The organism is Paraburkholderia aspalathi (genome assembly GCF_900116445.1).
In the GTDB taxonomy this organism is placed as follows: Bacteria; Pseudomonadota; Gammaproteobacteria; order Burkholderiales; family Burkholderiaceae; genus Paraburkholderia; species Paraburkholderia aspalathi.
On sequence record NZ_FPBH01000024.1, the window covers coordinates 40,963 to 60,802 of the forward strand.

Here is a 19,840-nt window from a genome sequence, read left to right on the forward strand (position 1 = left end):
GTTTTCAATGGGTCAGGCATTGGCTCCATCTCCTAACCGCCGGGCCCGTCGCGGCACGCGAATGGTGAAGGTGGTGCCATCGCGTCTCGAACCCGCGTGCACGCTTCCGCCATGCGACTCGACGATCTGTCTGACTATGTAAAGGCCAAGCCCCAGGCCTTCGCCGGTCCGGTGCGAAGCCCCGTCCTGCCCGGCCCGACAGAGTGGATCGAAAATGTTGGAAAGCGCGTCGGCCGGAATGGTTGGCCCATGGTTGAACACCGCCGCTGTGACGCCGTCCCCTTCGGATCCAACCTCAACCAGGATTGTGCTGTGAGAATCTCCGTGCTGGATGGCATTACCGAGCAGATTGGTGGCGACTTGGGAAAGCCGCTCGACGTCCCGGAGGCCGTTCAGATTGCCACGGAACGTCGTCCGGATGGTGCGCTCCGGATTGAACGCTGAAATCTCGTCGATCGCCCGCTCGCAGATCACTTTCATGCTGGCCGGTCTGGGTTCGGCGGGCAAGGCATCGCCAAGCCGCGTGCGCGTGAAATCGAGAAGATGGTGGATGGGGAGCTGCATGCGGGCACAGCTTGCCTGGATGCGCGCTACCGCTTTCACGCACCGGTCGGGAAGATCGGCGACTTCAAGGAGATAGCCGGCGGACATGACCATTGCCTGCAGGGGCGACCTTAGATCATGCGCGAGAATCCCTTCGAAAAGGTCCCGTGTTCGGGTCAGGCCGTCCGAATAACGTCTGACTGATTCCGTCAGGGCCTGATCGACGGACTCATTGAAGCGTACCAGCTCGTCGAGCGCGTAGCCCTTCAGCCTGCGGTTCTCCGCGTGACTGCGCGCCTGATCCCTAATGCCGGGAGCCTGAAGCGGACGCTCCCCTTTCGATTTCGCTGACTGGTCACCTGCCTCTAGGGGCGCGCGCATGTCGGCGACGATCCCGGCCAAGATTTCCCGGGCCGAATCGCGGAGGTCTGCTTCGGTATACGAATGATCCATGACACCAGGACGCCGGGCAAATCCCGCCCAGTCATTCATGATCGGCTCGATATTTGCCTCGATGAAGTCAGCCAGATGCACGAGTCCTCCGGTTTATCGCTGCAGATTGTTTGGAAGCCCCCGTAACCGGGACTGTGATCACACGGTATGACACTGATTCTAGGTGTTGCGTAAGCGATGACGAAGAAAAACTGGCTCAGTCGCGGTTGTTTCCCTTGACGACGCTCGCCTGGCGCGGCCATGCAGCGACGAAGCGAATTGCAAACGCGACTCCACTCCATAAATTTTTGTCGCGAACTGGCGGAGGAATCAATTTTGCTCCCGATCCGATGTCCCGAAGACAACCGCAGGCGGAGAGATCGTATGCTCCTGGAACACGATGGTCACTCTCCCCACGTTCACCCGGCCTCACGCGTGGCGCCGAACGCGGTGCTCTGCGGCGAAGTCATCGTTGGCCCAAACTGTTCGATAGGCTTCGGTGCGGTGCTGGTGGCAGAAAGCGGTGTCGTGAGACTCGGTGGCAACTGCGTGATCATGGACACCGCCGTCCTGCGGGGCATAAACGGTGCACCGTTTACGCTTGGCAATCACGTTCTCGTCGGCCCCCGCGCCTGCCTCTCGGGCTGCACCGTCGAAGATGAGGTGTTCCTCGCCACGGGGTGCACCGTGTTTAATGGCGCGCGCATCGGTCGGCGTGCCGAGGTGCAGATCAACGGCATCGTGCACATCCGCGCGGTCCTGCCTCCGGGCGCCATCGTGCCGCTGGGCTGGGTGGCCGTCGGCGACCCGGTGCATATCCTGCCGCCCGGTCAGCATGACGCGATCTGGCGCGTGCAAAAACCACTCGACTTCCCAGGTTACGTGTTTGGCGTGAAGCGACCGCCGGATGGCCAGACCATCATCCCAGACGTCATGCCCCGCTATGCCCACGCGCTGAACCTTCGGCACGCCGACGACCGGGTGATTAACGAAGACTGGGAAGACAGTGGCGCCAGGCCACCCCGCGACGTTCCAGGATCCTGACAGATGGACGGTGGCGAACGGCGCCCCACAGGCGCGCATCGACAACGGATATAACGGGACCGGACTATGGAGGCCGGTACGCGCAGGCGACCGGGCGGTGCCCGGAATGAAGTCGTTCCCGACGATTTCATCGTACGGCCGGCCGCACCACCGCGCAGCGGCCTGCCTGAGGATTGTGACCGTCTGGCAGATGCTCGGCGACGGGGCTGGCAAGGCAACTCGAATCGAGGTTGCTGTCGGTCGTCGTCGCGGGTTTGAAGAACTGACCGTCACATTCACGACGCAATCGTCAACAATTCTGGCCAATCCGGTGGACCGCCTGATCGCATTGCCATGGGTTCTGGACACGTGTTTTTATTCCTCAGCGCCACCCGCCCGACGTTACCGGAAATGGTCCATATGCAGCGCGGCGGCCAGTGCCGCATCGGTGCCCGGGCGATCGAGTGCCTGCGCGAACGCGCTGTACATGTTGGCTAGCGCCGCGCGTTGCCCGTTAATGTCAAGCCCCTCGATTTCGTCCAGCAATCCTGGCGCGAAGGAGACCGCGACCGGTACCTCATGATTGTCCCGAATGAATGAAAAAACCAGCCCGCCTTTGCCCGCGGAGCTCACCACGAACGGGATCCGACGCGCCTCGAAGTACCGGCCGAACTGCTCTGCCAGCTCCCGTTGTATACCTGCAGGAACGGATATCGACATGGTGAGGCCTGTTGGGTCGGATTCGGTTGGGCGCGCGGTCAGTTTCACAGGGTCTGCGAAATGTCATGCAAGGCGGCTGTGACATTCATACCGGCCTGGGTGAGCCGTTTCGTTCTCCACAGCATGGAGTCGAAAGGTGAACCCATGTGCAGCATCAGGCGTGCCTGCGGTAGCTTTGCAGTCACGACGTGAGCGGAACAGCGTCGTGAATCAGGTTCTGACAGGCGACGCCAGGGCACGTCCCTTGCTGGCGGGATGCAGTAAACCGTGATCCGCGGCAAATCGCTCGTGGATGAAAGTGGACGTATCTTATTTACAGGGGAATCAGATGCCCGCGAAATCAAAAGCCCAAAAGATGGCTGCTGGTGTGGCGCTCGTCGCAAAGAAGGGAGAGAAGCCGGCAGGAGAACTCAGGGGTGCCGCGAAGTCGATGTACGAGTCGATGAACAGGGAGCAGCTTGAAGCATTCGCGTCAACCAGCCAGAAAGGTAAGCCGGTCCATAAATCGAAATTCGGATAAATGGATTCGCCGATCGGCTGATTCGCGACCCGGTTGTGGTCAATGCTGGAAAGGTGCTGTCCGGAGCCTCGGCCCGAATGCATGCTTCATGACGAGCTTCGCGGAACTGATGACCAAATCAGGCCTGACGAATGCGAAATAGCCTGGAGACCGACATGGCAGCGACAGTCCCCATCGTTTTGTTCGTGGTTGTCGCGGCTTGCTATGCGCACTATGCGATCCCGAAGTTCACCAGGGGCGCGATGCAGAGGGTGGTCGCTCACGCTGTCCTGCTGCTGGTAGGTGTTGCCTGCGGCGCTGCAAGCATGTGGACAACGGGACTGGGTGGGCCGGGACCGGCGGCGCCGCGGTGGCTGGTATTCGTCATCGCCTTTGGCACCGTGCACGTGCCGGCAGCGGCGATCCTGTTTATCAAGCAGTTGCGCGGATCGGCGCAATCATGAAAATACGCCCGGCGGCCGGCAGGCGCGAGCGGGAGTCGATCCCGGCAAGCGGCGTAACCGGGCGAATCACGACTGACCGCGCACCAGTGCGTCGAGACCCATGCCTTTCACGTATCGATCCTGCTGTCACTTCGTTGTACGAAAGGTTGGGTAGCCTGGCCACCGGAGATGTCGTCATCACGCTCATTGATCCACGCAATGGCCGATTGGCGCCCGCACTGGATAGCCTCTTCCTCGCTGTCAAACCATGCGAGGTTGCGCTCGATGTGCATTTCAGTGTCGACATCATCGTCAGACGAGGACCGCGTCAGGCGCGCGTGCGCGAAGAAGAGTCCAAACGAGAAATCTGGCGTCGCGTCGACGATCCAGCCGTGATAGGAGAACGTCATGGTCCGCTCCGATACTTCAAACTGACCGGGATTTCGAACGAGCACGGATTCGTGATGATGCAGCCGCCAGAACGAGGGGCGACTCCGGGGACGTCGGCTTATGCGCGAGCGTCACATCAATGTCGTGCTGCACTTACTGTTATAGACCCTACGGTGTAGCGTGCCAGCGTTTCCCATCGTTTTTCTGAGGCTGTAACGATCCGCTGTCGCGATCTGCCGCATCACCACTCCACTGGCGGCATGCCTCCTGCACGTCCGGCAGCCGCGCAGCCTCGTCTGTTCGAACTGACGGGTCCTTTCCTTCCGGGGAGTCCCGGCGTACGCTACCAGTCTGAGCCCATTCTCATCATCCATTGCCAGCGCGGCTCGAACCGCGTCGATGCATATCCTGGCCTGTAACCGTTTAATGACCACCGACGCCCCACCCTCGGCCCCCCCAACCCGACTCCGCCCCGGCTGCGCCCGCCCCACTGGACTTTCCGGTGGTGGGCATAGGGGCGTCGGCCGGTGGCATCCAGGCGCCCCTGCGCTTCTTCGAACAGATGCCCCAGGACGCCGGCATGGCGTTTGTCGTTGTGCTTCACCTGTCGCCCCGACACGAGAGCCGCGCCGACGACGTGATCCAGCGGGTGACCGCGATGCCAGTCGCGCAGGTGCGCGAACCGACGCGCATCGAAAAGAATCATGTCTATCTGATCTCACCGTCCAACGATCTCTCGATGGCCGACGGTTATCTGCGGGTGACGCACGCTGAACGCCATGCTGGACGGCCGGTCGCCATCGACCGGTTTTTCCGCAGCCTCGCCGAGGTCCACGGCTCCCGCGCCATCAGCGTCATCCTGTCTGGCACCGGCAGCGACGACGCGGTCGGCATCGGTCGCATCAAGGAGTGCGGAGGCATCACGCTCGCGCAAAGTCCCGGGGATGCGGAATACCCGGAGATGCCGCAAAACGCGCTCGCGAGCGGCCTCGTGGACATCGCGCTGCCGGTCGTCGACCTGCCGCAAAAACTGGTCGAACTGTGGACGAATGCCCGGACCATCCAGTTGCCGGCCGACGATACGGCTTCAACTGTCGTGAAGGCGCCCGCCGCTGCAAACGAGACCGCTGAACACGCCTTGCAGGAGATCCTGTCGACCCTGCGCGTGCGGACCGGTCACGACTTCCGGCATTACAAGCGCGCCGCCGTGCTGCGACGCATCGAACGGCGCCTGCAGGTCAACGCCCTGCCCGATCTGCCGGCCTATGAGCAGTTTCTGGGCAAGCATGCCGACGAAACCCGTGCGCTGCTCAGGGACATGCTGATCGGCGTGACGAATTTCTTTCGTGACCGCGAGGCGTTCGAGGCGCTCGAACGGGAGGTCATGCCCCGCATCCTCGCCGGCAAGCACGACGAGCAGGTTCGCGTGTGGGTAGCGGGCTGCTCCACGGGTGAAGAAGCCTATTCCGTGGCGATCCTGCTTTGCGAGGAAATCGCCAGCGGGACAGAAGCGGATCGCATCCAGGTGTTCGCCACTGACATCGACGAGCGGGCGATCGAGGTGGCCCGGGCCGGCCGCTATCCGGACTCGATCCTGACCGACGTTCCGCCAGCGCGGTTGCGGCAGTTTTTTACGCATGAGCGCAGTGGTTATACGGTCAATAAATTGCTGCGCGAAAAGGTGCTGTTCGCCGCGCACAATATCCTGCGCGATCCGCCGTTCTCCCAGCTTGATCTGGTGGCGTGCCGCAATCTGCTCATCTATCTCGATCGCACCGTCCAGCGTCGGGCGCTGCAGACTTTTCATTTCGCGCTGCAGCCCGGCGGGTATCTGTTTCTCGGCAGTTCCGAATCGGCAGAAATTGCGGAAGACCTGTTTTCTCCGGTCGACAAGAAAAACCGCATCTATCGCGCCAGGCCTGTCACGAGCGGCAAACGGGTCGCGCCATCTCTGCCGGTCGCCGGCCGGGCGGCGCAACCCGTGTCGGTCGATGTTGCGAAACCTCCGCGACAGGCCGCCAGTTATTCATTTGCCCCACTGCACCGGCAGGTGATCGAGCATTACGCAGCGCCCAGCATCCTGGTCGACCGGGATGCGGAAATCCCGCACATGTCCGAACAGGCCGGCCGCTTCCAGCGCTACGTGGGAGGCGAACCATCGCATAACCTGCTCCGGATGATCAATCCGGACCTGCGCCTCGAGCTGAGAACGGCGCTGTTCCAGGTACTGCAGCACGGCAGCAGCGTGAAGGTGGAGCACGTACGGCTCTCGCGCGGCGATACCGGGTCCTACGTCAATCTGACGGTGCATCCGTTCCACGACGATGCAGCCGGGGGTAACGTGATGGCCGTATTTTTTGACGAGCTTGAGGATACCGACAGTCAGGAAAGCCAGGAGAACCCGGAAGCTGGCCTCCCCACCGACCAGAATCCCGTCATCACGCACCTCGAGAACGAGTTACACCGCACGAAGGAACTGCTGCAGTCGAATATCGAGCAGTCGAACGTATCGAATGAGGAGCTGAAGGCATCAAACGAGGAGTTACGCTCGGCGACGGAGGAACTTGAAACCAGCAAGGAAGAACTGCAGTCCGTCAATGAGGAACTGGTCACGGTCAACGCCGAGTTGCAGACGAAGGTCGAGGATGAGGCCAGGGCGAACGACGACCTGCAGAATCTGATTGCGTCGACCGGCATTGCAACCATCTTTGTCTACCGGGGCATGCGCATCAAGCGCTTTACGGCGCCCGCGGTCGGCATCTTCAACATTATCCCGACGGACATTGGCCGGCCGTTGCTGGACCTGACGCACCGCCTGAACTACCCCGAACTGGCGCAGGACGCTGCGGCAGCATTCGAAACGCTGAAGCTGACTGAACGGGAAGTCAGCACGCGTGACGGACAGTGGTTCATCGCGCGGCTCACGCCCTACCGGACGCTTGATGACCGCATCGACGGCGCGGTGCTCACCCTTATCGACATCACGGCACGCCGACAGGCGGAAGCGGCGGCGCAGGCAAGCGAAGAGCGGCTGAAGTTCGCGGCGCTCACCACCAACGACTATGCGATCATCGTGCAGGATCAGGACGGCACGATCGTGAGCTGGAACAGGGGCGCGCAGAACGTGTTCGGCTTCGGCGAAGAAGAAGCGCTCGGCCAGCCGGTCGATCTGATCTTCTCGGCCGAGGACCGGACACAGGGGGCGCCGCTTGCCGAACGCACGGAGGCCGCGAAGTCGGGGCGGGCGGATGACGAGCGGTGGCATGTGCGCAAGGACGGCAGACGAATCTACTGTAGCGGCGTGATGACGCCGATCGAGACACCGGGCTTCCGGGGGTTCGCCAAGATCGCGCGCGATCTCACCGATCGCAAAAGCGTTGAAAGCCAGCAGACCGTTCAGCTTGAACTCGAGCGGCGGGTGCGCGAGCGTGCAGAATTGGCCAACCGGCAGAAGGACGAGTTTTTCGCGGTGCTCTCGCACGAGCTCAAGAACCCACTGAACCTGATTCACGTCAAGGCCGAGATGTTATCTCGCGCGGCGGAGTTCCGGGAAGCCCCGCTCATCCAGGATGCGGCCGACGTCATTCTTCGCGCGGTCGTGGGTCAGGCGAAGATCATTGACGACCTGCTGGATCTGTCACGGGCGCGCACGGGAAAGCTCGCGCTCCACCTCGCCGCGGTCGATATGGCTTCGATTGTGCACACAGTGGTCGATGCGAGTGCAGTCGACGCAGCAGCCAGTGGCATTACGTTGTCGGTGTCCGGTGTGGACACGCCCATCCCGATCCAGGCGGATGCCGTGCGCGTCGAACAGATGCTCTGGAATGTGATCCGCAATGCGCTGAAATTCACGCCGTCAGGAGGAAGGGTCGATGTGGTCGTATCCCATGGCAACGGGTACGTAAGCGTTGATGTGACTGACACGGGACAGGGCATTGCTCCTGATTTTCTGCCGCGGGTGTTTGACATGTTCAGTCAGGCCCATACCGGTGCGGGCCGCGAGCACGGCGGGCTGGGCATCGGTCTGTCGCTGGTCCGGCAACTGGCGCAGATGCACGGCGGCCGGATCGAGGCCTATTCCGAAGGAATTGGACGAGGCGCGCGTTTCTGCCTCAGGTTGCCCGACATCGCGCCCGCGTCGCCCTCACCGTCCCCGCGCATTGCCGTTGATGCGAGCGTGCTGCATGGGTTACGTGTATTGCTCGTTGACGATTCTGCAGAAGGGCTTGAGGGTTTCCGGGCGCTGCTGGAAATGGAAGGCGCACAGGTCCGGCCTGAACCGGGCGGCAAGTCCGCGCTCGCCGCTGCGAAAGAGACGCAATTTGACCTGGTCCTGTCGGACATCGGCATGCCCGGTATGAGCGGTTATGACCTCATCGCAGAACTACGAAAACTCCCGCAGACGGCAACCATCCCGGCCATCGCGCTGACTGGGTTCGGACGGAATAAGGATGAGGCCGAAGCACTGCAGGCGGGTTTCGACGCACATCTGGGAAAGCCAGTGTCGCTGCACGCGTTGCTGGCCGCAATCGCCGATATCCGGTCGAGGCGGTAAAGGGGGGCCGGCGGTAGCGGGAAGCAACTTCGTCCACTATTGGTTAATGAACTTGGCCGAAACTTGACGACAAGGCAAGACCCCGTTGCAGGGCTCGCGTCGATCCGCAGTGGTGGTTCATCAAGACTGCGATGAACCGTGTCGCTCGGACCTTGTTGCAGATGAGTGTGATGACCAGGTCATTTGAATAAAACACTTATTCCTGTCCTTATGACTGGGATTTGTGCTCAAAGGTGGGCGCCTCGTTGACGGATCACGAACGGCTAGGCAAAGCGCGTTCCTCATTCAGATCGGCCAATACCAAAATCATGTTTCACGTCAGGCGCAGCATTTTCCGTCATTGGCCACATCGCTCAATCGATATTTATTCCGTTTTTTGGCTTTAAAACGCAGTTCGCGCTGAACCTGAATATCGCCAGATCAACACTCGCGGAAGGCCGCGACTTACACTCTCCAAGCGGCAGGCATGCCCCGTATGGAGGCCCGCAGACATTCTGGTGGGCATTCACCGACCATCGGATCGCCGCTAATACGGCGTATTGGCTACCAAACAAACCGCTTCAGTCGAGCGCGTCACTGTCATCCCGCGAAACGTCAGTGCCGACGCAAGGTGAGAAGGAACTCCTGGCTCGCTGTCGATGGGAAGCACGTCCATCTGCGCGGCCAGAACTGCGAACATCGTCATGCTCGCGCAACGCACTCAATTTCGTGCGGATCAAACGCTTGACCGGAACCGTGGCGAGCCCGACCAGGTGCGCGAAGACAAGTTGCCTCCAGATGCGGTCAACATTGAACCTGCGCGTCCGCGCCTGGCGCTCGAGGACTCTCTTCCGGTCCGGCAAATGCAGCAGGGAGCAGTGTTTAAACCAGCGAAGGTCCCGGTGAGTGTTTCCGGACCAATGGCGACCGACGACCCGATACGAGCCCACATCGATGATCTGGTGTCCGTCATCGGCAAGTAGGTTAAGCGCTGCCGAAACGAACGCTTCGTCTCCGTTGTGACTGAGTTGGTCAGTCACAAGCCTGTAGCGATTGAAGCATTCGCGCGCACGGGGCACCAATTCGGCGATGAAGTTCGCAGAAGCGAAGAGACACTCGCCCCCAAACCACCGTGGGTTCTCTAGCGGCCTACCCGCGACCATCTCCAGATCGGAAATGACGCGCTCCGCGCCATATGCGAAGAACTCCTGATCTGAAATGTCGAATGCGCCCGCACCGCAGCGATAACAGCGTTGCAACACGCCCTGATCGAACGATCGCAGCGCGACCATATCTGTATCAAGAAGGAGGGCCAGCGTCCCCTTTGGCAAGCTTTCGCCTATCTGTTGCAAAAGATCGAGCTTGAAGTGAGCCGCGTAAAAGCGTGTTGTTTTAGGCAGCGTCAATGACGGTTTCAGTTCAAGCAACTTCAGGCGTGCACTCCCGTTGACGTCAGCGAGGTAGCCTTCTACCTGCTCCCGGGCATTCGTGGCAATCGTGAGCGCCGGAATCCGGGCTGCAAGCAGGCTCCGGTTCAACGTTATCGCCTGTTCGACATAACCGAAGGAGTCGACACTCGTGCAATTCGGGCTCCCATTTCCTTGCGGGTCGATATAAACAAGTGCGCAGGGCATGACACTCACATGATCCTGGTCTCTTGCGCACGCCGAGCGATCATCGACAAGGCCAATGCCTGCATCAACCAGTTTTACACATTCGTAGAGTCTCGCGCCAGCCATCGATCCACCGTTATTCCGCATTTTCGACCACGCTTGCCGCGCGACGTTTCGCCAGCGGCGGCATGGTCGATAGACTCAAGCTTCGTCCAGTTGCACCGGCCGTTGCATCGCAAAAACGTAGCATCTGGCGGACGTAGTATCCGCTGACCACCCCCGGAAGTCAGCCTTACCGGTCACGACGGCTGTCCGGTCATATTTATACGTAACAATAGTCGCGTGCCACAATCTGTTTCCTGGCATGGTCCGCACCACTAACGGATTCGTACAACCCGATGACATGCCCGGCGTTGCTGCATCGTCGGTTCGGGAATCTTCGTCCCCATGGGACACGCAACTGCGGCGAATACCGGACCGCCGGCCGACGCTTCCTTCGTTCCAGGCGAAATCGCCTGTGCCCTCGCCAGTCTTTGCCGCACCACGATGGCCTCTACTGCGCCGCTTCGCGAGCATCGATCTGGCGCGAGAAGCCGCACCTGATAGCACCGCGATCCAGGATTCCGGGCACGCGTGATGCTACGGTCTACATATCCTCTGCCCGCGGCGGGACCGATGCCGCAGCATGCCACTCACACGCGGGAACCGAGGCCGGCGGGAGCGTCGCAGGAGATATCGGGAATGCTGCAGTTGTCGTCGTGCTTGGCGGCACGCAGTCCTGTCACGTCGTCTCATCAAACCATTGTTGATAAACAGGGAGCCCTTTCATGAACCAGATCAGTCAGTCCGCCACTGAAGGCGCCGCAAAGATCGCGCCCGCGAGCGACGATCCGGCCGACGGGCCGGGCCCCGATGTAATGGCGGCGGCGACGCTCGACGGCACTACCGTGCTGAGCGCGGACGGCGACGACGTCGGCAAGATCGGGGAGATCATGCTCGACATGCGCACCGGCCGCGTAGCGTACGCGGTGCTGGCAAGCGGCGGCTTTCTTGGCATCGGCGGCAAGCTGTTCGCGATCCCATGGTGCGCGCTGACACTCGACAGGTCGCGCGAATGCTTTGTGCTGTCGGCATCGTCCGGGCAGATCAGGAATGCACCGGGCTTCGACAAGGATAACTGGCCGGCGATGGCCGATCCGGATTGGGCCACCACCGTGCATGCGTACTACGGCAGAAAGCCTTACTGGAAAGGCCGCACGGAAGCACCCGTGGACGAGCGCGGCGATCTGCGGATCGGTGAAAGCGTTGCGGATTCACCGGCGTCGCCGGAGCGAGGGGACGTCAAACTCTAACACTGGCGACCTTCGCGTCGCGCGGAAGTAAAAACCGCCGAATCACCTGAAAACGGGCCGCCGGTTTTTCCTTGTGAGCTTTCAACCTGAGAGAACCGGTGCCCCGTCGCCGCAACGGTCACGCCGGATATAACCCGTCTCGCCTGAAGCCAGCATCACATACCAAGTTGCTGCAAGGAGTAGATACCATGACGTTGTCGAGTCTCTTGCGTTCGCCCGCGGAACAGCAGATCGCCGGTTTGCCGCTGCCCTGTTCCGTGGCGCTGCCCGACGGCCGACGTATCGGAGCACAGCAGCCGCGTCTGTCGTTCGTGATCCGCGACATGCGGGCCCTGCTGCATCTGACGCAGGGCGCGATCGGGCGGCTGGCGGAAGACTATGTGGAAGGCCGCCTCGAGATCGAAGGGAACATGCATGATCTGATGGCGACCGCACCTGCGTTGCTGCGCAGCGATCCCACACACGAAACGCACGGATGGCTGATGGGCCCGATCAGCCGTACTCGCCGTGCGATCTGGGAGCGCACACATCATAGCCGGGCCAAGGACGCGGCGCAGATCCAGCATCACTACGATATCTCCGATGATTTTTACGCGCTGTGGCTCGACCCATTGCGCGTGTACTCATGTGCCTATTTTTCGGCGACGGACATGTCGCTCGCCGAAGCTCAGCAGGCGAAGCTAGATCACATCTGCAGGAAACTGATGCTGCGCGCGGGCGAGCGTTTTCTAGACGTGGGCGCCGGTTGGGGCGCGCTCCTGCTGTGGGCTGCCGAACACTACGGCGTTGTCGCGACCGGCATCACGCTGTCGAGGAATCAGCACACATACGTCAACCGGCTGATCGAACAAAAGGGACTGCAGGGCCGCGTCAAGATGCTGTTGCAGGACTACCGCGAGGTCGACGAGTCGAGGCCATTCGACAAGATCGCTTCCGTCGGCATGTGCGAACACGTCGGCCGCCCGAATCTGCCCGCGTACTTCGCAAAGATGCGGCGACTCCTTACACCCGGCGGCCTCATGATGAATCACAGCATTACCGCGGGCGGTGTCGACAACCCGGAAGTTGGCGCCGGCATGGGCGATTTCATCGACAGATACATTTTCCCCGGCGGTCAACTCGTGCACGTGAGCCTGATGATCGACGCGATGGCGCGCGGCAATCTCGAGCCGGTAGACGTCGAGTGCCTGCGTCCGCATTACGCGCGAACCTTATGGCATTGGGCAGATGCGCTCGAGGTGCATCTCGACGAGGCGCGCCGGGTACTGGGCAAGGATGCGGAGAAGATTACCCGTGCGTACCGCCTGTATCTTGCAGGGTCGGCGATGGGGTTCGAGCGCGGATGGACGTCGCTGTTCCAGATTCTCGCGTCGCGTCCGGCTGACGTGATGGAAACGGATGGCCGTTCCCCCGCTCGCATCGCCAACGCCCGAAGTGCCTATCCGTTCAACCGCGCTTACATGTATGCGCGCGACGCAGAGCTTGAACGCGCCGAACACGTTATTAGCCACCTGGACAATGAACGGGTGACAGGCTGAGTTGGTCAGCCCTTTTGTTTTCTTTTTTCAGGCGACCTGGTGTCGGCATAGGTTACGAATGCTCAACCGGTGACGCCATTGTGCCGACGCCTGGAGTTCCGCCTGCTGCTGCGCCTGAACCCTCTTCCGGCCATAAGTTACAAGCATGCTGCAACTGACCCTGTCGAGCAGCAGACCGTCTGTCCTGCCACCCCACCAGCGCGCGAGCCGGCTCGTTCGATGATGCCTCACGACGATCAGATCGACGTACAGGTCCCTGGCGAAGAATGGAATCTGATCCAGCGGATCACAGATTGCGAAGTGCCCGGCCGCGTTAATTCCTCGCGCCGTGAGTTTCTGCAAACCTTCCTCAAGCACGCTTTTCGCCGAGTCGCAGACAAGATCAGCCGACACTGCGGACGTGGTATCCGCTCCCTGCATCCATGCGGGATTGTCGACGACCGAAAGCACATGCATTTGCGCCCGGACTTCCTGCCCCAACCGGACGCCGTCCGCGAGCCGCGTGCTGCCCTTCGCGGGTTCCGTCATAACACAGAAGAATGCGGTTGAAGGCCGGCACGTCGCTTTCCCTGCGTTCGTTGCGCGACCATACGACAACTGCGATGGATACATCGCAACAGATCGAGTCGTTGCAAGTTCAGTATATGTCACTTTGTGACATGCGGTAGATAGCCACTGAAACTGCGGTATCGAGCCGGCTAACGGCAAGCTCCACATATGTCGCAACGTGACACATACTCTCTAAAAGAGGGGTCGTTCGAATACGCCGTCGGTTCCGATTGCGCTCCGAAAAGTGATCAACATGACGAGTCCTTTTCGAGCACACAGCATGACACCACTGTGGCGCGGTACCGTCCGGCCGGGCTATGTCGGGCCGACTCGCGTACGATCATTTCACGTCACATCGCGACGTAATAAAAACGTGAAAGATTACCCTTATGCCCAGCAGGGAAGGCTTGATGTTCGCTTTCCGCCAGGCCCTTCCGATCAAACTGTTCTGTATCAGGAGAGTGTGGATCTGGCGGTGGTGCGCGATCCGGCGCAGTGCATCTACTGGTCCGGCCAGTTGCTTTTCGAGGAGGAGTTCTTTCGGTTCTAATGAAGTGGACCCGGCCGTTCTTCGATGAAATGTGCAACCGCTGCGGTCACCGCATGCACAGCACCGCCGCGCCTGTGATCCGTCCGTCGCGCAGGTCGCTCAGCGCGCGGTTCGCCTTCGAGAGCGCATAGCGGTGGGTTTCGATTTCGAGCGGAATCCCGTCGGCGAGCTGCATGAAAGCGCGACCGTCGGCGCGCGTGAGATTGGCAACCGAACAGATACGCCGTTCTCCCCACAAAAGGTCATACGGAAACGACGGAATATTGCTCATATGGATGCCGCCGCATACAACGACACCGCCCTTGGCTACAGCCTTCAACGCCGCGGGCACGAGCGCGCCGGCGGATGCGAAGATCAGCGCGGCATCGAGTTCGGCGGGTGCGGCCTCGTCGCTGCCGCCGGCCCAGCAGGCACCGAGGCGCAGCGCAAGCCGCTGGGCGTTCACGTCGCCGTGACGCGTAAACGCGTAGATCGAGCGTCCCTGCTGCCGTGCCACTTGCGCCACGATGTGCGCAGCGGCGCCGAATCCATAAATGCCGATGCGTTGCGCGTCTCCTGCCATGCTGAGCGTGCGATAGCCGATGAGCCCGGCGCACAGCAGCGGCGCCGCCTCGACGTCGGAATAGCGCTCCGGCAAATGAAAGCAGTAGTGGCTGTCCGCAACGGTGCGCTCCGCGTAGCCACCGTCGATCGTGTAACCCGTGAAACCCGGTTCGTCGCACAGGTTTTCGTGGCCGCCGAGACAATAATGGCAATGGCCGCAGGTGTGCCCGGTCCACGGTACACCGACGCGCTCGCCAACCTGGAATCCGGACACGCCCGCTCCCAGTTCGGCTACGGTTCCCACGATTTCATGCCCCGGAATGAGCGGCTGTTTCGGACACGCCAGTTCGCGGTCGATCACATGCAGGTCCGTGCGGCACACCCCGCATGCATGGATGTCGATCAGCAACTGGCCGGCCGACGGTTGCGGATCGGGTACCTGCACGTCTCGCAGTACTGGAGCGGTTCCGTCGAACACCATTGCACGCATGTCGTTCTCCTCGGCGCGGCGGTTGTGAATGCGGCCTTTTGCCATGCACCAGCGCAGGAATCAGGCATAGCCGTCATCGGCCATCAATCCCACCGCGCGTCCCGTACCTGAATGAGCCCGCCCTCGACGCGAACTGGAAACGTCGCGACATCCTCATAGGCGGGGGGCCCCAGGGCCTTCCCCGTCCTGATGCAAAAGCTGGCGCCGTGACGCGGACAGACGATGATGTCATCCTTCACCTCACCGCCCGTGAGAATGCCGCCATCGTGCGTGCAGACATCTTCAATCGCATAATAGACGCCATCCAGATTAAAGACGGCGACCTGCGCGCCATCGACGTCGACCGTACGGTACGCGCCGGGCGGAAGATTCCCGATGGCGGCTACCTCGACCCAGTCCGACATGTCAGGACATCCCCAGTTGCAGGCGCGCCGCATTAGATATCCTGTCGCGTGACCAGGGCGGATCCCACACCAGTTCAACGTGCACATCGCTCACGCCGCTCACCGCAAACACCGCATCCTCCACCGTCGCCGGGAACGTCTGCGCCACCGGGCAGCCGGGCGCGGTGAGCGTCATGCGGATACCAACCCGCCCAGCATCCTCATCGACATCGAGCCCATAGACGAGGCCCAGATCGAAGATGTTGACCGGAATCTCCGGGTCGTACACCGTGCGCAACGCCACAATCACGCGACTTTTCAGGTCGTCGCGGCCAGCGTCGTTATTGGCTTGACCCTGCTTCGACCGGTCTGACTCATCCGTCATTCGCTACTCCGTGGATACCGTACTGTTCTCGCCTTGCAGCGCGGCACGCAGCGTATGCCACGCCAGCGTCGCGCATTTCACCCGCACGGGAAATTCACGCACGCCGCCCAGCGCCGCGAGCTTGCCCAGATCCGGCGCCAGCACCGATACCGGACCGGACGCCGTCACCATCTCGTGAAAACGTCCGAACAGCGTCTGCACTTCAGCTTCCGTTTTGCCTTTCAGTGCTTCAGTCATCAGCGAGGCCGATGCGATGGCAATCGCACATCCCGAGCCCTCAAAGCTCACCTCCCTGACGATACCGTCCTCGATCCTCAGGTACAGCGTCACCTTGTCGCCGCACAGCGGGTTGTAACCCTCGGCCTTGCGGTTCGCGCCAGATAGCGCACCGTGATTGCGCGGTCGCCTGTAGTGATCGAAAATGACTTCCTGGTACAGTTCACGCAGATCATTCATTGCCCGAACACCTCCTTCACACTGGCGAGGCCCGCCGTCAACGCGTCGACTTCGTCACGCGTGTTATAGAGCGCGAATGATGCGCGCACGGTAGCCGGAACACCGTAGCGCTCCATGACCGGCATCGCACAGTGATGACCCGCACGCACGGCAATGCCGTGACGGTCGAGAATCGTGCCGACGTCGTGGGCATGCACGCCATCAATGACGAACGACAGGATGCTCGTCTTGTCGTGAGCAGTGCCGATCAGGCGCACCTCGGGCATTTTCTGCAATGCATCCGTCGCATAGGCAAGCAGGTCGGCCTCGTGCCCGGCGATGATTTCCATGCCGATGCCACCGACATAATCGAGCGCCGCACCCAGCGCGATCGCGCCGGCAATATTGGGCGTACCCGCCTCGAACTTCCACGGAATCGCGTTGTATTCCGTTTTCTCGAAGGTCACCGTACGGATCATGTCGCCGCCACCCTGCCACGGCGGCATTGCTTCGAGTAACGCGGCTTTCGCGTACAGCACACCGATACCCGTCGGGCCGTAAATCTTGTGTCCGGAAAACGCATAGAAGTCGCAGTCAAGCGCGCGCACGTCGATGGGCAGATGCGAGATAGCCTGCGCGCCGTCCAGCAGCACGGGCACGCCCCGCGCGTGCGCTGCCGCAACGATGCGCGCGACCGGATTGATGCTGCCGAGCGCATTGGCCACATGCGTGATCGCGACGAGCCGCGTGCGCCTGCCCAGCAGGCGCTCGTACGCGTCGACTTCCAATGCGCCCGTATCGTCGATCGGCACGACCTTCAGCACCGCGCCGGTCTGCTCGCAGACCAGTTGCCAGGGCACGATGTTCGAGTGATGCTCCATCGCGCTGATCAGGATTTCGTCGCCAGGCTCGAGTCGCGGTCGCGCATGGCTTTGGGCAACGAGATTGATCGCTTCGGTCGTACCCCGTACGAACACGATTTCCTCGGGACGCTGCGCGTTGATGAAGCGCGAAATTTTCGCGCGTGCTGTTTCGTACGCGTCGGTCGCGCGCTGCGACAGCAGATGCACGCCGCGGTGCACATTGGCATTGTCATGCCGGTAGTAGGCGTTTTCCGCATCGATCACCGAAGCTGGCTTCTGCGTCGTGGCGCCGTTGTCGAGATAAACCAGCGGGCAGCCATGCACGCGCTCGCCCAGAATCGGGAAATCGGCTCGCCAGCAGGCGACACGATGAGGAACCGGTGCTGGCACGGATTCAATCGGCTTCATAGCAATTCCCTGATGCGCTCCCCTTCCCCCGTACGGCTAAGCAACAGACTTTCGAGCCGGCCGCGCAGCGAATCGACGCGCACACGTTCGACAATGTCACGCGCAAACGCGTAGGTCAGCAGTGCCCGCGCCATGTGTTCCTCGACGCCGCGCGCGCGCAGATAGAACAGTTGATCGTCGTCCAGTTGACCGACTGTCGCGCCGTGGGTGCATTTCACATCGTCGGCGTAGATCTCGAGTTGGGGCTTCGTGTCGATTTCCGCGTCGCGCGACAACAGCAGGTTGTGATTCGACTGATACGTGTCCGTCTGCTGCGCGTCGGGATGCACGATGACGCGCCCGTTGAACACGCCTCGGGCCGCGCCGTCGAGCACGCCGCGATAGTATTCGCGACTCGTGCCCTGTGCCTGCGTGTGATCGATGCGCGTGTGGTGATCGACGTGCTGTCGCCCGCCAACGAAATAGAGACCGGTCAACGTGGCCTGCGCGTTCGCAGCGTTCAGACTCGTGCCGATACCGGTCCGCGACAGCGCGCCGCCAAACGCAAATGCATGCGATACAAAACAGCTCGCGCGCTCCTGAACAGCGGCGAGCGACGCGATATGAAACGCCTTCGCGCTTTCCTGTTGCAACCGGTAATGCTGCACGTTGGCCTGTTCATCCTCGACGATATGGGTAACCGTATTGGTCCAGTACCTGTCGTCACCCAACCCGACGAACTGCTCGACGATCGCACAGCCCGATCGTGCGCCGGCGAGCACGGCATTGAAAGGCTGCACGGCGAGACCGGGCTCATCGTTCAGGAACAGCATGTGCAATGGCTGATCGATGACCGCGCCTGGTGGCAGCATCACGACGAATCCATCCGTCAGGAACGCCGTGTTTAGCGCGGCAAAACCGTCGGCATGCGTCCGGGAGGCGATCAGCGCTTCCAGGCGTTGCGGCATCTCTCTCAACGCCCGCGTGAGCGAGCCCACGAACACGCCCTGCGGCAAACCGTTCAGCCTTGACAGCCGCGACACATGGCGGCCATTGACGAATACCAGCCGATGACCGGTAGTGTCCAGCGCGAGTTCATCGACGATGCGGCGTACACCGCTCTCATCGAAGCGACTGGCGAGGTCCGTATGTTGGGGCGCGAAATGCCAGGAGCACTTGCCGATCGCCGACACGTTCGTGTATTTCCAGTCCTCCTGACGCGTGGTTGGCAAACCAAGCACACCGAACTGGTCGATCGCATTCCGGCGCGCGGCACGCAGCCACGGCAACTCGGCGCCGGGCAAGATCGACGAGAACTGCCTGAAGGCATGATGGAAGTGGTCAAGCGATTCGTCTTTCATGGATGTCCCACACTTGCCGCACCCGCTCCCGCCGGCCGTCCGGCTTCATCCTCGAGCCAGCCATAGCCCTTGCGCTCCAGTTCCTGGGCCAGTTCATGCGGTCCCGACCTGACGATCCGGCCGTTCACCAACACGTGCACGCGATCCGGTACGACGTAATCCAGCAACCGCTGATAATGCGTGACCAGCACGATCGCCCGTTCGGGACTGCGCATGCTGTTGATGCCTCCGGCGACAATCTGCAAGGCATCGATATCGAGTCCGGAATCCGTTTCATCGAGAATGGCGAGCCGGGGCTCGAGCACCGCCAACTGCAGGATCTCGTTGCGTTTCTTTTCTCCGCCGGAAAAACCTTCGTTCACCGCACGGTACAGAAGCGCCTCGTCCATTTGCATCAACGCCATGCTGTCCTTGATCCGCTGCAGAAATTCCATCGCATCGAGTTCCGGCTCGCCACGGTGCCGGCGCTGTGCGTTCAATGCCGCCTTCAGCAGATAGACATTGCTCACCCCGGGTATCTCAATCGGATACTGGAACGCGAGAAACAATCCTTCGTGCGCGCGCTCTTCAGGCGCAAGCGCGAGCAGATCGCGACCGAGAAACGAGACCTCGCCCGCGGTGACCTTGAAATCCTCGCGGCCAGCCAGCAGGTGGGCGAGCGTGCTCTTGCCCGAGCCGTTCGGCCCCATGATCGCGTGTACTTCGCCCGCTTTCACGCTCAGATCGACGCCGCGCAGAATCGGCTTTCCGTCGACTTCGACCTGCAGATTGCTGATGTCGAGCATGGTTCGTCTACCTCACGAATTG

General features: G+C 61.3%; 19 protein-coding genes. 7 read left to right on the forward strand and 12 right to left on the reverse strand.

Annotated elements, in window-relative coordinates:
- Positions 1-12: 12 nt before the first annotated feature.
- Entirely contained in the window at positions 13-1,077 is a 1,065-nt protein-coding gene (locus tag BM438_RS30200; RefSeq protein ID WP_093642227.1) for a sensor histidine kinase, read from the reverse strand.
- Between the two features lie 282 nt (positions 1,078-1,359).
- Between BM438_RS30200 and BM438_RS30205 the strand changes: the two genes are divergently transcribed.
- The gene (locus BM438_RS30205; protein ID WP_093642230.1) at positions 1,360-2,019 is read left to right on the forward strand and encodes a gamma carbonic anhydrase family protein; all 660 of its coding nucleotides are present in this window, start codon (positions 1,360-1,362) and stop codon (positions 2,017-2,019) included.
- A 381-nt stretch (positions 2,020-2,400) separates the two neighbouring features.
- Here BM438_RS30205 and BM438_RS30210 read toward each other — a convergent pair whose 3' ends face one another.
- Complete coding sequence (locus BM438_RS30210; protein ID WP_143131778.1) at positions 2,401-2,766, reverse strand: hypothetical protein; 366 nt, start codon at positions 2,764-2,766, stop codon at positions 2,401-2,403.
- Between the two features lie 280 nt (positions 2,767-3,046).
- On the opposite strand from BM438_RS30210, the gene BM438_RS30215 reads away from it, so the two are divergent.
- Together BM438_RS30215 and BM438_RS30220 are read left to right on the forward strand one after the other, a co-directional pair.
- On the forward strand, positions 3,047-3,238 hold the full coding sequence (locus tag BM438_RS30215; protein ID WP_093642548.1) for a DUF3008 family protein: 192 nt from the start codon (positions 3,047-3,049) through the stop codon (positions 3,236-3,238).
- 155 nt (positions 3,239-3,393) lie between these two features.
- Complete coding sequence (locus tag BM438_RS30220; RefSeq protein WP_093642236.1) at positions 3,394-3,681, forward strand: hypothetical protein; 288 nt, start codon at positions 3,394-3,396, stop codon at positions 3,679-3,681.
- A 107-nt stretch (positions 3,682-3,788) separates the two neighbouring features.
- Here the strand turns inward: BM438_RS30220 and BM438_RS30225 are convergent, their stop codons facing one another.
- Positions 3,789-4,070 (reverse strand): hypothetical protein, encoded by a 282-nt coding sequence (locus BM438_RS30225; RefSeq protein ID WP_093642239.1) that lies wholly within the window; start codon positions 4,068-4,070, stop codon positions 3,789-3,791.
- Positions 4,071-4,540: 470 nt separating this feature from the next.
- On the opposite strand from BM438_RS30225, the gene BM438_RS30235 reads away from it, so the two are divergent.
- On the forward strand, positions 4,541-8,605 hold the full coding sequence (locus BM438_RS30235) for a CheR family methyltransferase (protein WP_093642246.1): 4,065 nt from the start codon (positions 4,541-4,543) through the stop codon (positions 8,603-8,605).
- Positions 8,606-9,165: 560 nt separating this feature from the next.
- On the opposite strand, the gene BM438_RS30240 is transcribed toward BM438_RS30235, so the two are convergent.
- Positions 9,166-10,323 carry a response regulator receiver protein gene (locus tag BM438_RS30240; protein WP_208620724.1) on the reverse strand — a complete coding sequence of 386 codons (1,158 nt, stop codon included), beginning with the start codon at positions 10,321-10,323 and terminating at the stop codon, positions 9,166-9,168.
- A gap of 701 nt (positions 10,324-11,024) precedes the next feature.
- Here BM438_RS30240 and BM438_RS30245 point away from each other — a divergent pair.
- On the forward strand, positions 11,025-11,549 hold the full coding sequence (locus tag BM438_RS30245) for a PRC-barrel domain-containing protein (RefSeq protein ID WP_093642249.1): 525 nt from the start codon (positions 11,025-11,027) through the stop codon (positions 11,547-11,549).
- A 188-nt stretch (positions 11,550-11,737) separates the two neighbouring features.
- Positions 11,738-13,087 carry a class I SAM-dependent methyltransferase gene (locus BM438_RS30250; RefSeq protein WP_093642252.1) on the forward strand — a complete coding sequence of 450 codons (1,350 nt, stop codon included), beginning with the start codon at positions 11,738-11,740 and terminating at the stop codon, positions 13,085-13,087.
- Positions 13,088-13,114: 27 nt separating this feature from the next.
- Here the strand turns inward: BM438_RS30250 and BM438_RS30255 are convergent, their stop codons facing one another.
- Entirely contained in the window at positions 13,115-13,615 is a 501-nt protein-coding gene (locus tag BM438_RS30255) for a universal stress protein (protein WP_244179490.1), read from the reverse strand.
- A gap of 301 nt (positions 13,616-13,916) precedes the next feature.
- Between BM438_RS30255 and BM438_RS45000 the strand changes: the two genes are divergently transcribed.
- Positions 13,917-14,186, forward strand: a complete 270-nt coding sequence (locus tag BM438_RS45000; protein ID WP_143131779.1) for a hypothetical protein — start codon at positions 13,917-13,919, stop codon at positions 14,184-14,186.
- Positions 14,187-14,232: 46 nt separating this feature from the next.
- Here BM438_RS45000 and BM438_RS30260 read toward each other — a convergent pair whose 3' ends face one another.
- From BM438_RS30260 to sufC, 7 genes are all read right to left on the reverse strand, one after another.
- Positions 14,233-15,219 (reverse strand): zinc-dependent alcohol dehydrogenase family protein, encoded by a 987-nt coding sequence (locus BM438_RS30260; protein ID WP_093642551.1) that lies wholly within the window; start codon positions 15,217-15,219, stop codon positions 14,233-14,235.
- A gap of 83 nt (positions 15,220-15,302) precedes the next feature.
- On the reverse strand, positions 15,303-15,623 hold the full coding sequence (locus tag BM438_RS30265; RefSeq protein ID WP_093642255.1) for a non-heme iron oxygenase ferredoxin subunit: 321 nt from the start codon (positions 15,621-15,623) through the stop codon (positions 15,303-15,305).
- A 1-nt stretch (position 15,624) separates the two neighbouring features.
- Positions 15,625-15,987 (reverse strand): SUF system Fe-S cluster assembly protein, encoded by a 363-nt coding sequence (locus BM438_RS30270; protein ID WP_093642258.1) that lies wholly within the window; start codon positions 15,985-15,987, stop codon positions 15,625-15,627.
- 3 nt (positions 15,988-15,990) lie between these two features.
- Positions 15,991-16,443: a Fe-S cluster assembly sulfur transfer protein SufU gene (gene sufU, locus BM438_RS30275; protein ID WP_093642261.1), complete on the reverse strand. Its 453-nt coding sequence runs from the start codon at positions 16,441-16,443 to the stop codon at positions 15,991-15,993.
- The gene (locus tag BM438_RS30280; protein ID WP_093642264.1) at positions 16,440-17,693 is read right to left on the reverse strand and encodes a cysteine desulfurase; all 1,254 of its coding nucleotides are present in this window, start codon (positions 17,691-17,693) and stop codon (positions 16,440-16,442) included. The genes sufU and BM438_RS30280 overlap by 4 nt, the downstream gene beginning before the upstream one ends.
- Positions 17,690-19,033 carry a Fe-S cluster assembly protein SufD gene (gene sufD, locus BM438_RS30285; RefSeq protein ID WP_093642268.1) on the reverse strand — a complete coding sequence of 448 codons (1,344 nt, stop codon included), beginning with the start codon at positions 19,031-19,033 and terminating at the stop codon, positions 17,690-17,692. The genes BM438_RS30280 and sufD overlap by 4 nt, the downstream gene beginning before the upstream one ends.
- Positions 19,030-19,818, reverse strand: a complete 789-nt coding sequence (gene sufC / locus BM438_RS30290; RefSeq protein ID WP_093642271.1) for a Fe-S cluster assembly ATPase SufC — start codon at positions 19,816-19,818, stop codon at positions 19,030-19,032. Before sufC ends, sufD begins: the two co-directional genes overlap by 4 nt.
- Positions 19,819-19,840: the final 22 nt, after the last annotated feature.

Coding starts and splice junctions, on each gene's coding strand:
- BM438_RS30205 (WP_093642230.1), top strand. CDS start 1,360: ATGCTCCTGGAACACGATGGTCACTCTCCCCACGTTCACCCGGCCTCA.
- BM438_RS30215 (WP_093642548.1), top strand. CDS start 3,047: ATGCCCGCGAAATCAAAAGCCCAAAAGATGGCTGCTGGTGTGGCGCTC.
- BM438_RS30220 (WP_093642236.1), top strand. CDS start 3,394: ATGGCAGCGACAGTCCCCATCGTTTTGTTCGTGGTTGTCGCGGCTTGC.
- BM438_RS30225 (WP_093642239.1), bottom strand. CDS start 4,070: ATGACGTTCTCCTATCACGGCTGGATCGTCGACGCGACGCCAGATTTC.
- BM438_RS30240 (WP_208620724.1), bottom strand. CDS start 10,323: ATGGCTGGCGCGAGACTCTACGAATGTGTAAAACTGGTTGATGCAGGC.
- BM438_RS30245 (WP_093642249.1), top strand. CDS start 11,025: ATGAACCAGATCAGTCAGTCCGCCACTGAAGGCGCCGCAAAGATCGCG.
- BM438_RS30250 (WP_093642252.1), top strand. CDS start 11,738: ATGACGTTGTCGAGTCTCTTGCGTTCGCCCGCGGAACAGCAGATCGCC.
- BM438_RS30255 (WP_244179490.1), bottom strand. CDS start 13,615: ATGACGGAACCCGCGAAGGGCAGCACGCGGCTCGCGGACGGCGTCCGG.
- BM438_RS45000 (WP_143131779.1), top strand. CDS start 13,917: ATGACACCACTGTGGCGCGGTACCGTCCGGCCGGGCTATGTCGGGCCG.
- BM438_RS30260 (WP_093642551.1), bottom strand. CDS start 15,219: ATGCGTGCAATGGTGTTCGACGGAACCGCTCCAGTACTGCGAGACGTG.
- BM438_RS30265 (WP_093642255.1), bottom strand. CDS start 15,623: ATGTCGGACTGGGTCGAGGTAGCCGCCATCGGGAATCTTCCGCCCGGC.
- BM438_RS30270 (WP_093642258.1), bottom strand. CDS start 15,987: ATGACGGATGAGTCAGACCGGTCGAAGCAGGGTCAAGCCAATAACGAC.
- sufU (WP_093642261.1), bottom strand. CDS start 16,443: ATGAATGATCTGCGTGAACTGTACCAGGAAGTCATTTTCGATCACTAC.
- BM438_RS30280 (WP_093642264.1), bottom strand. CDS start 17,693: ATGAAGCCGATTGAATCCGTGCCAGCACCGGTTCCTCATCGTGTCGCC.
- sufD (WP_093642268.1), bottom strand. CDS start 19,033: ATGAAAGACGAATCGCTTGACCACTTCCATCATGCCTTCAGGCAGTTC.
- sufC (WP_093642271.1), bottom strand. CDS start 19,818: ATGCTCGACATCAGCAATCTGCAGGTCGAAGTCGACGGAAAGCCGATT.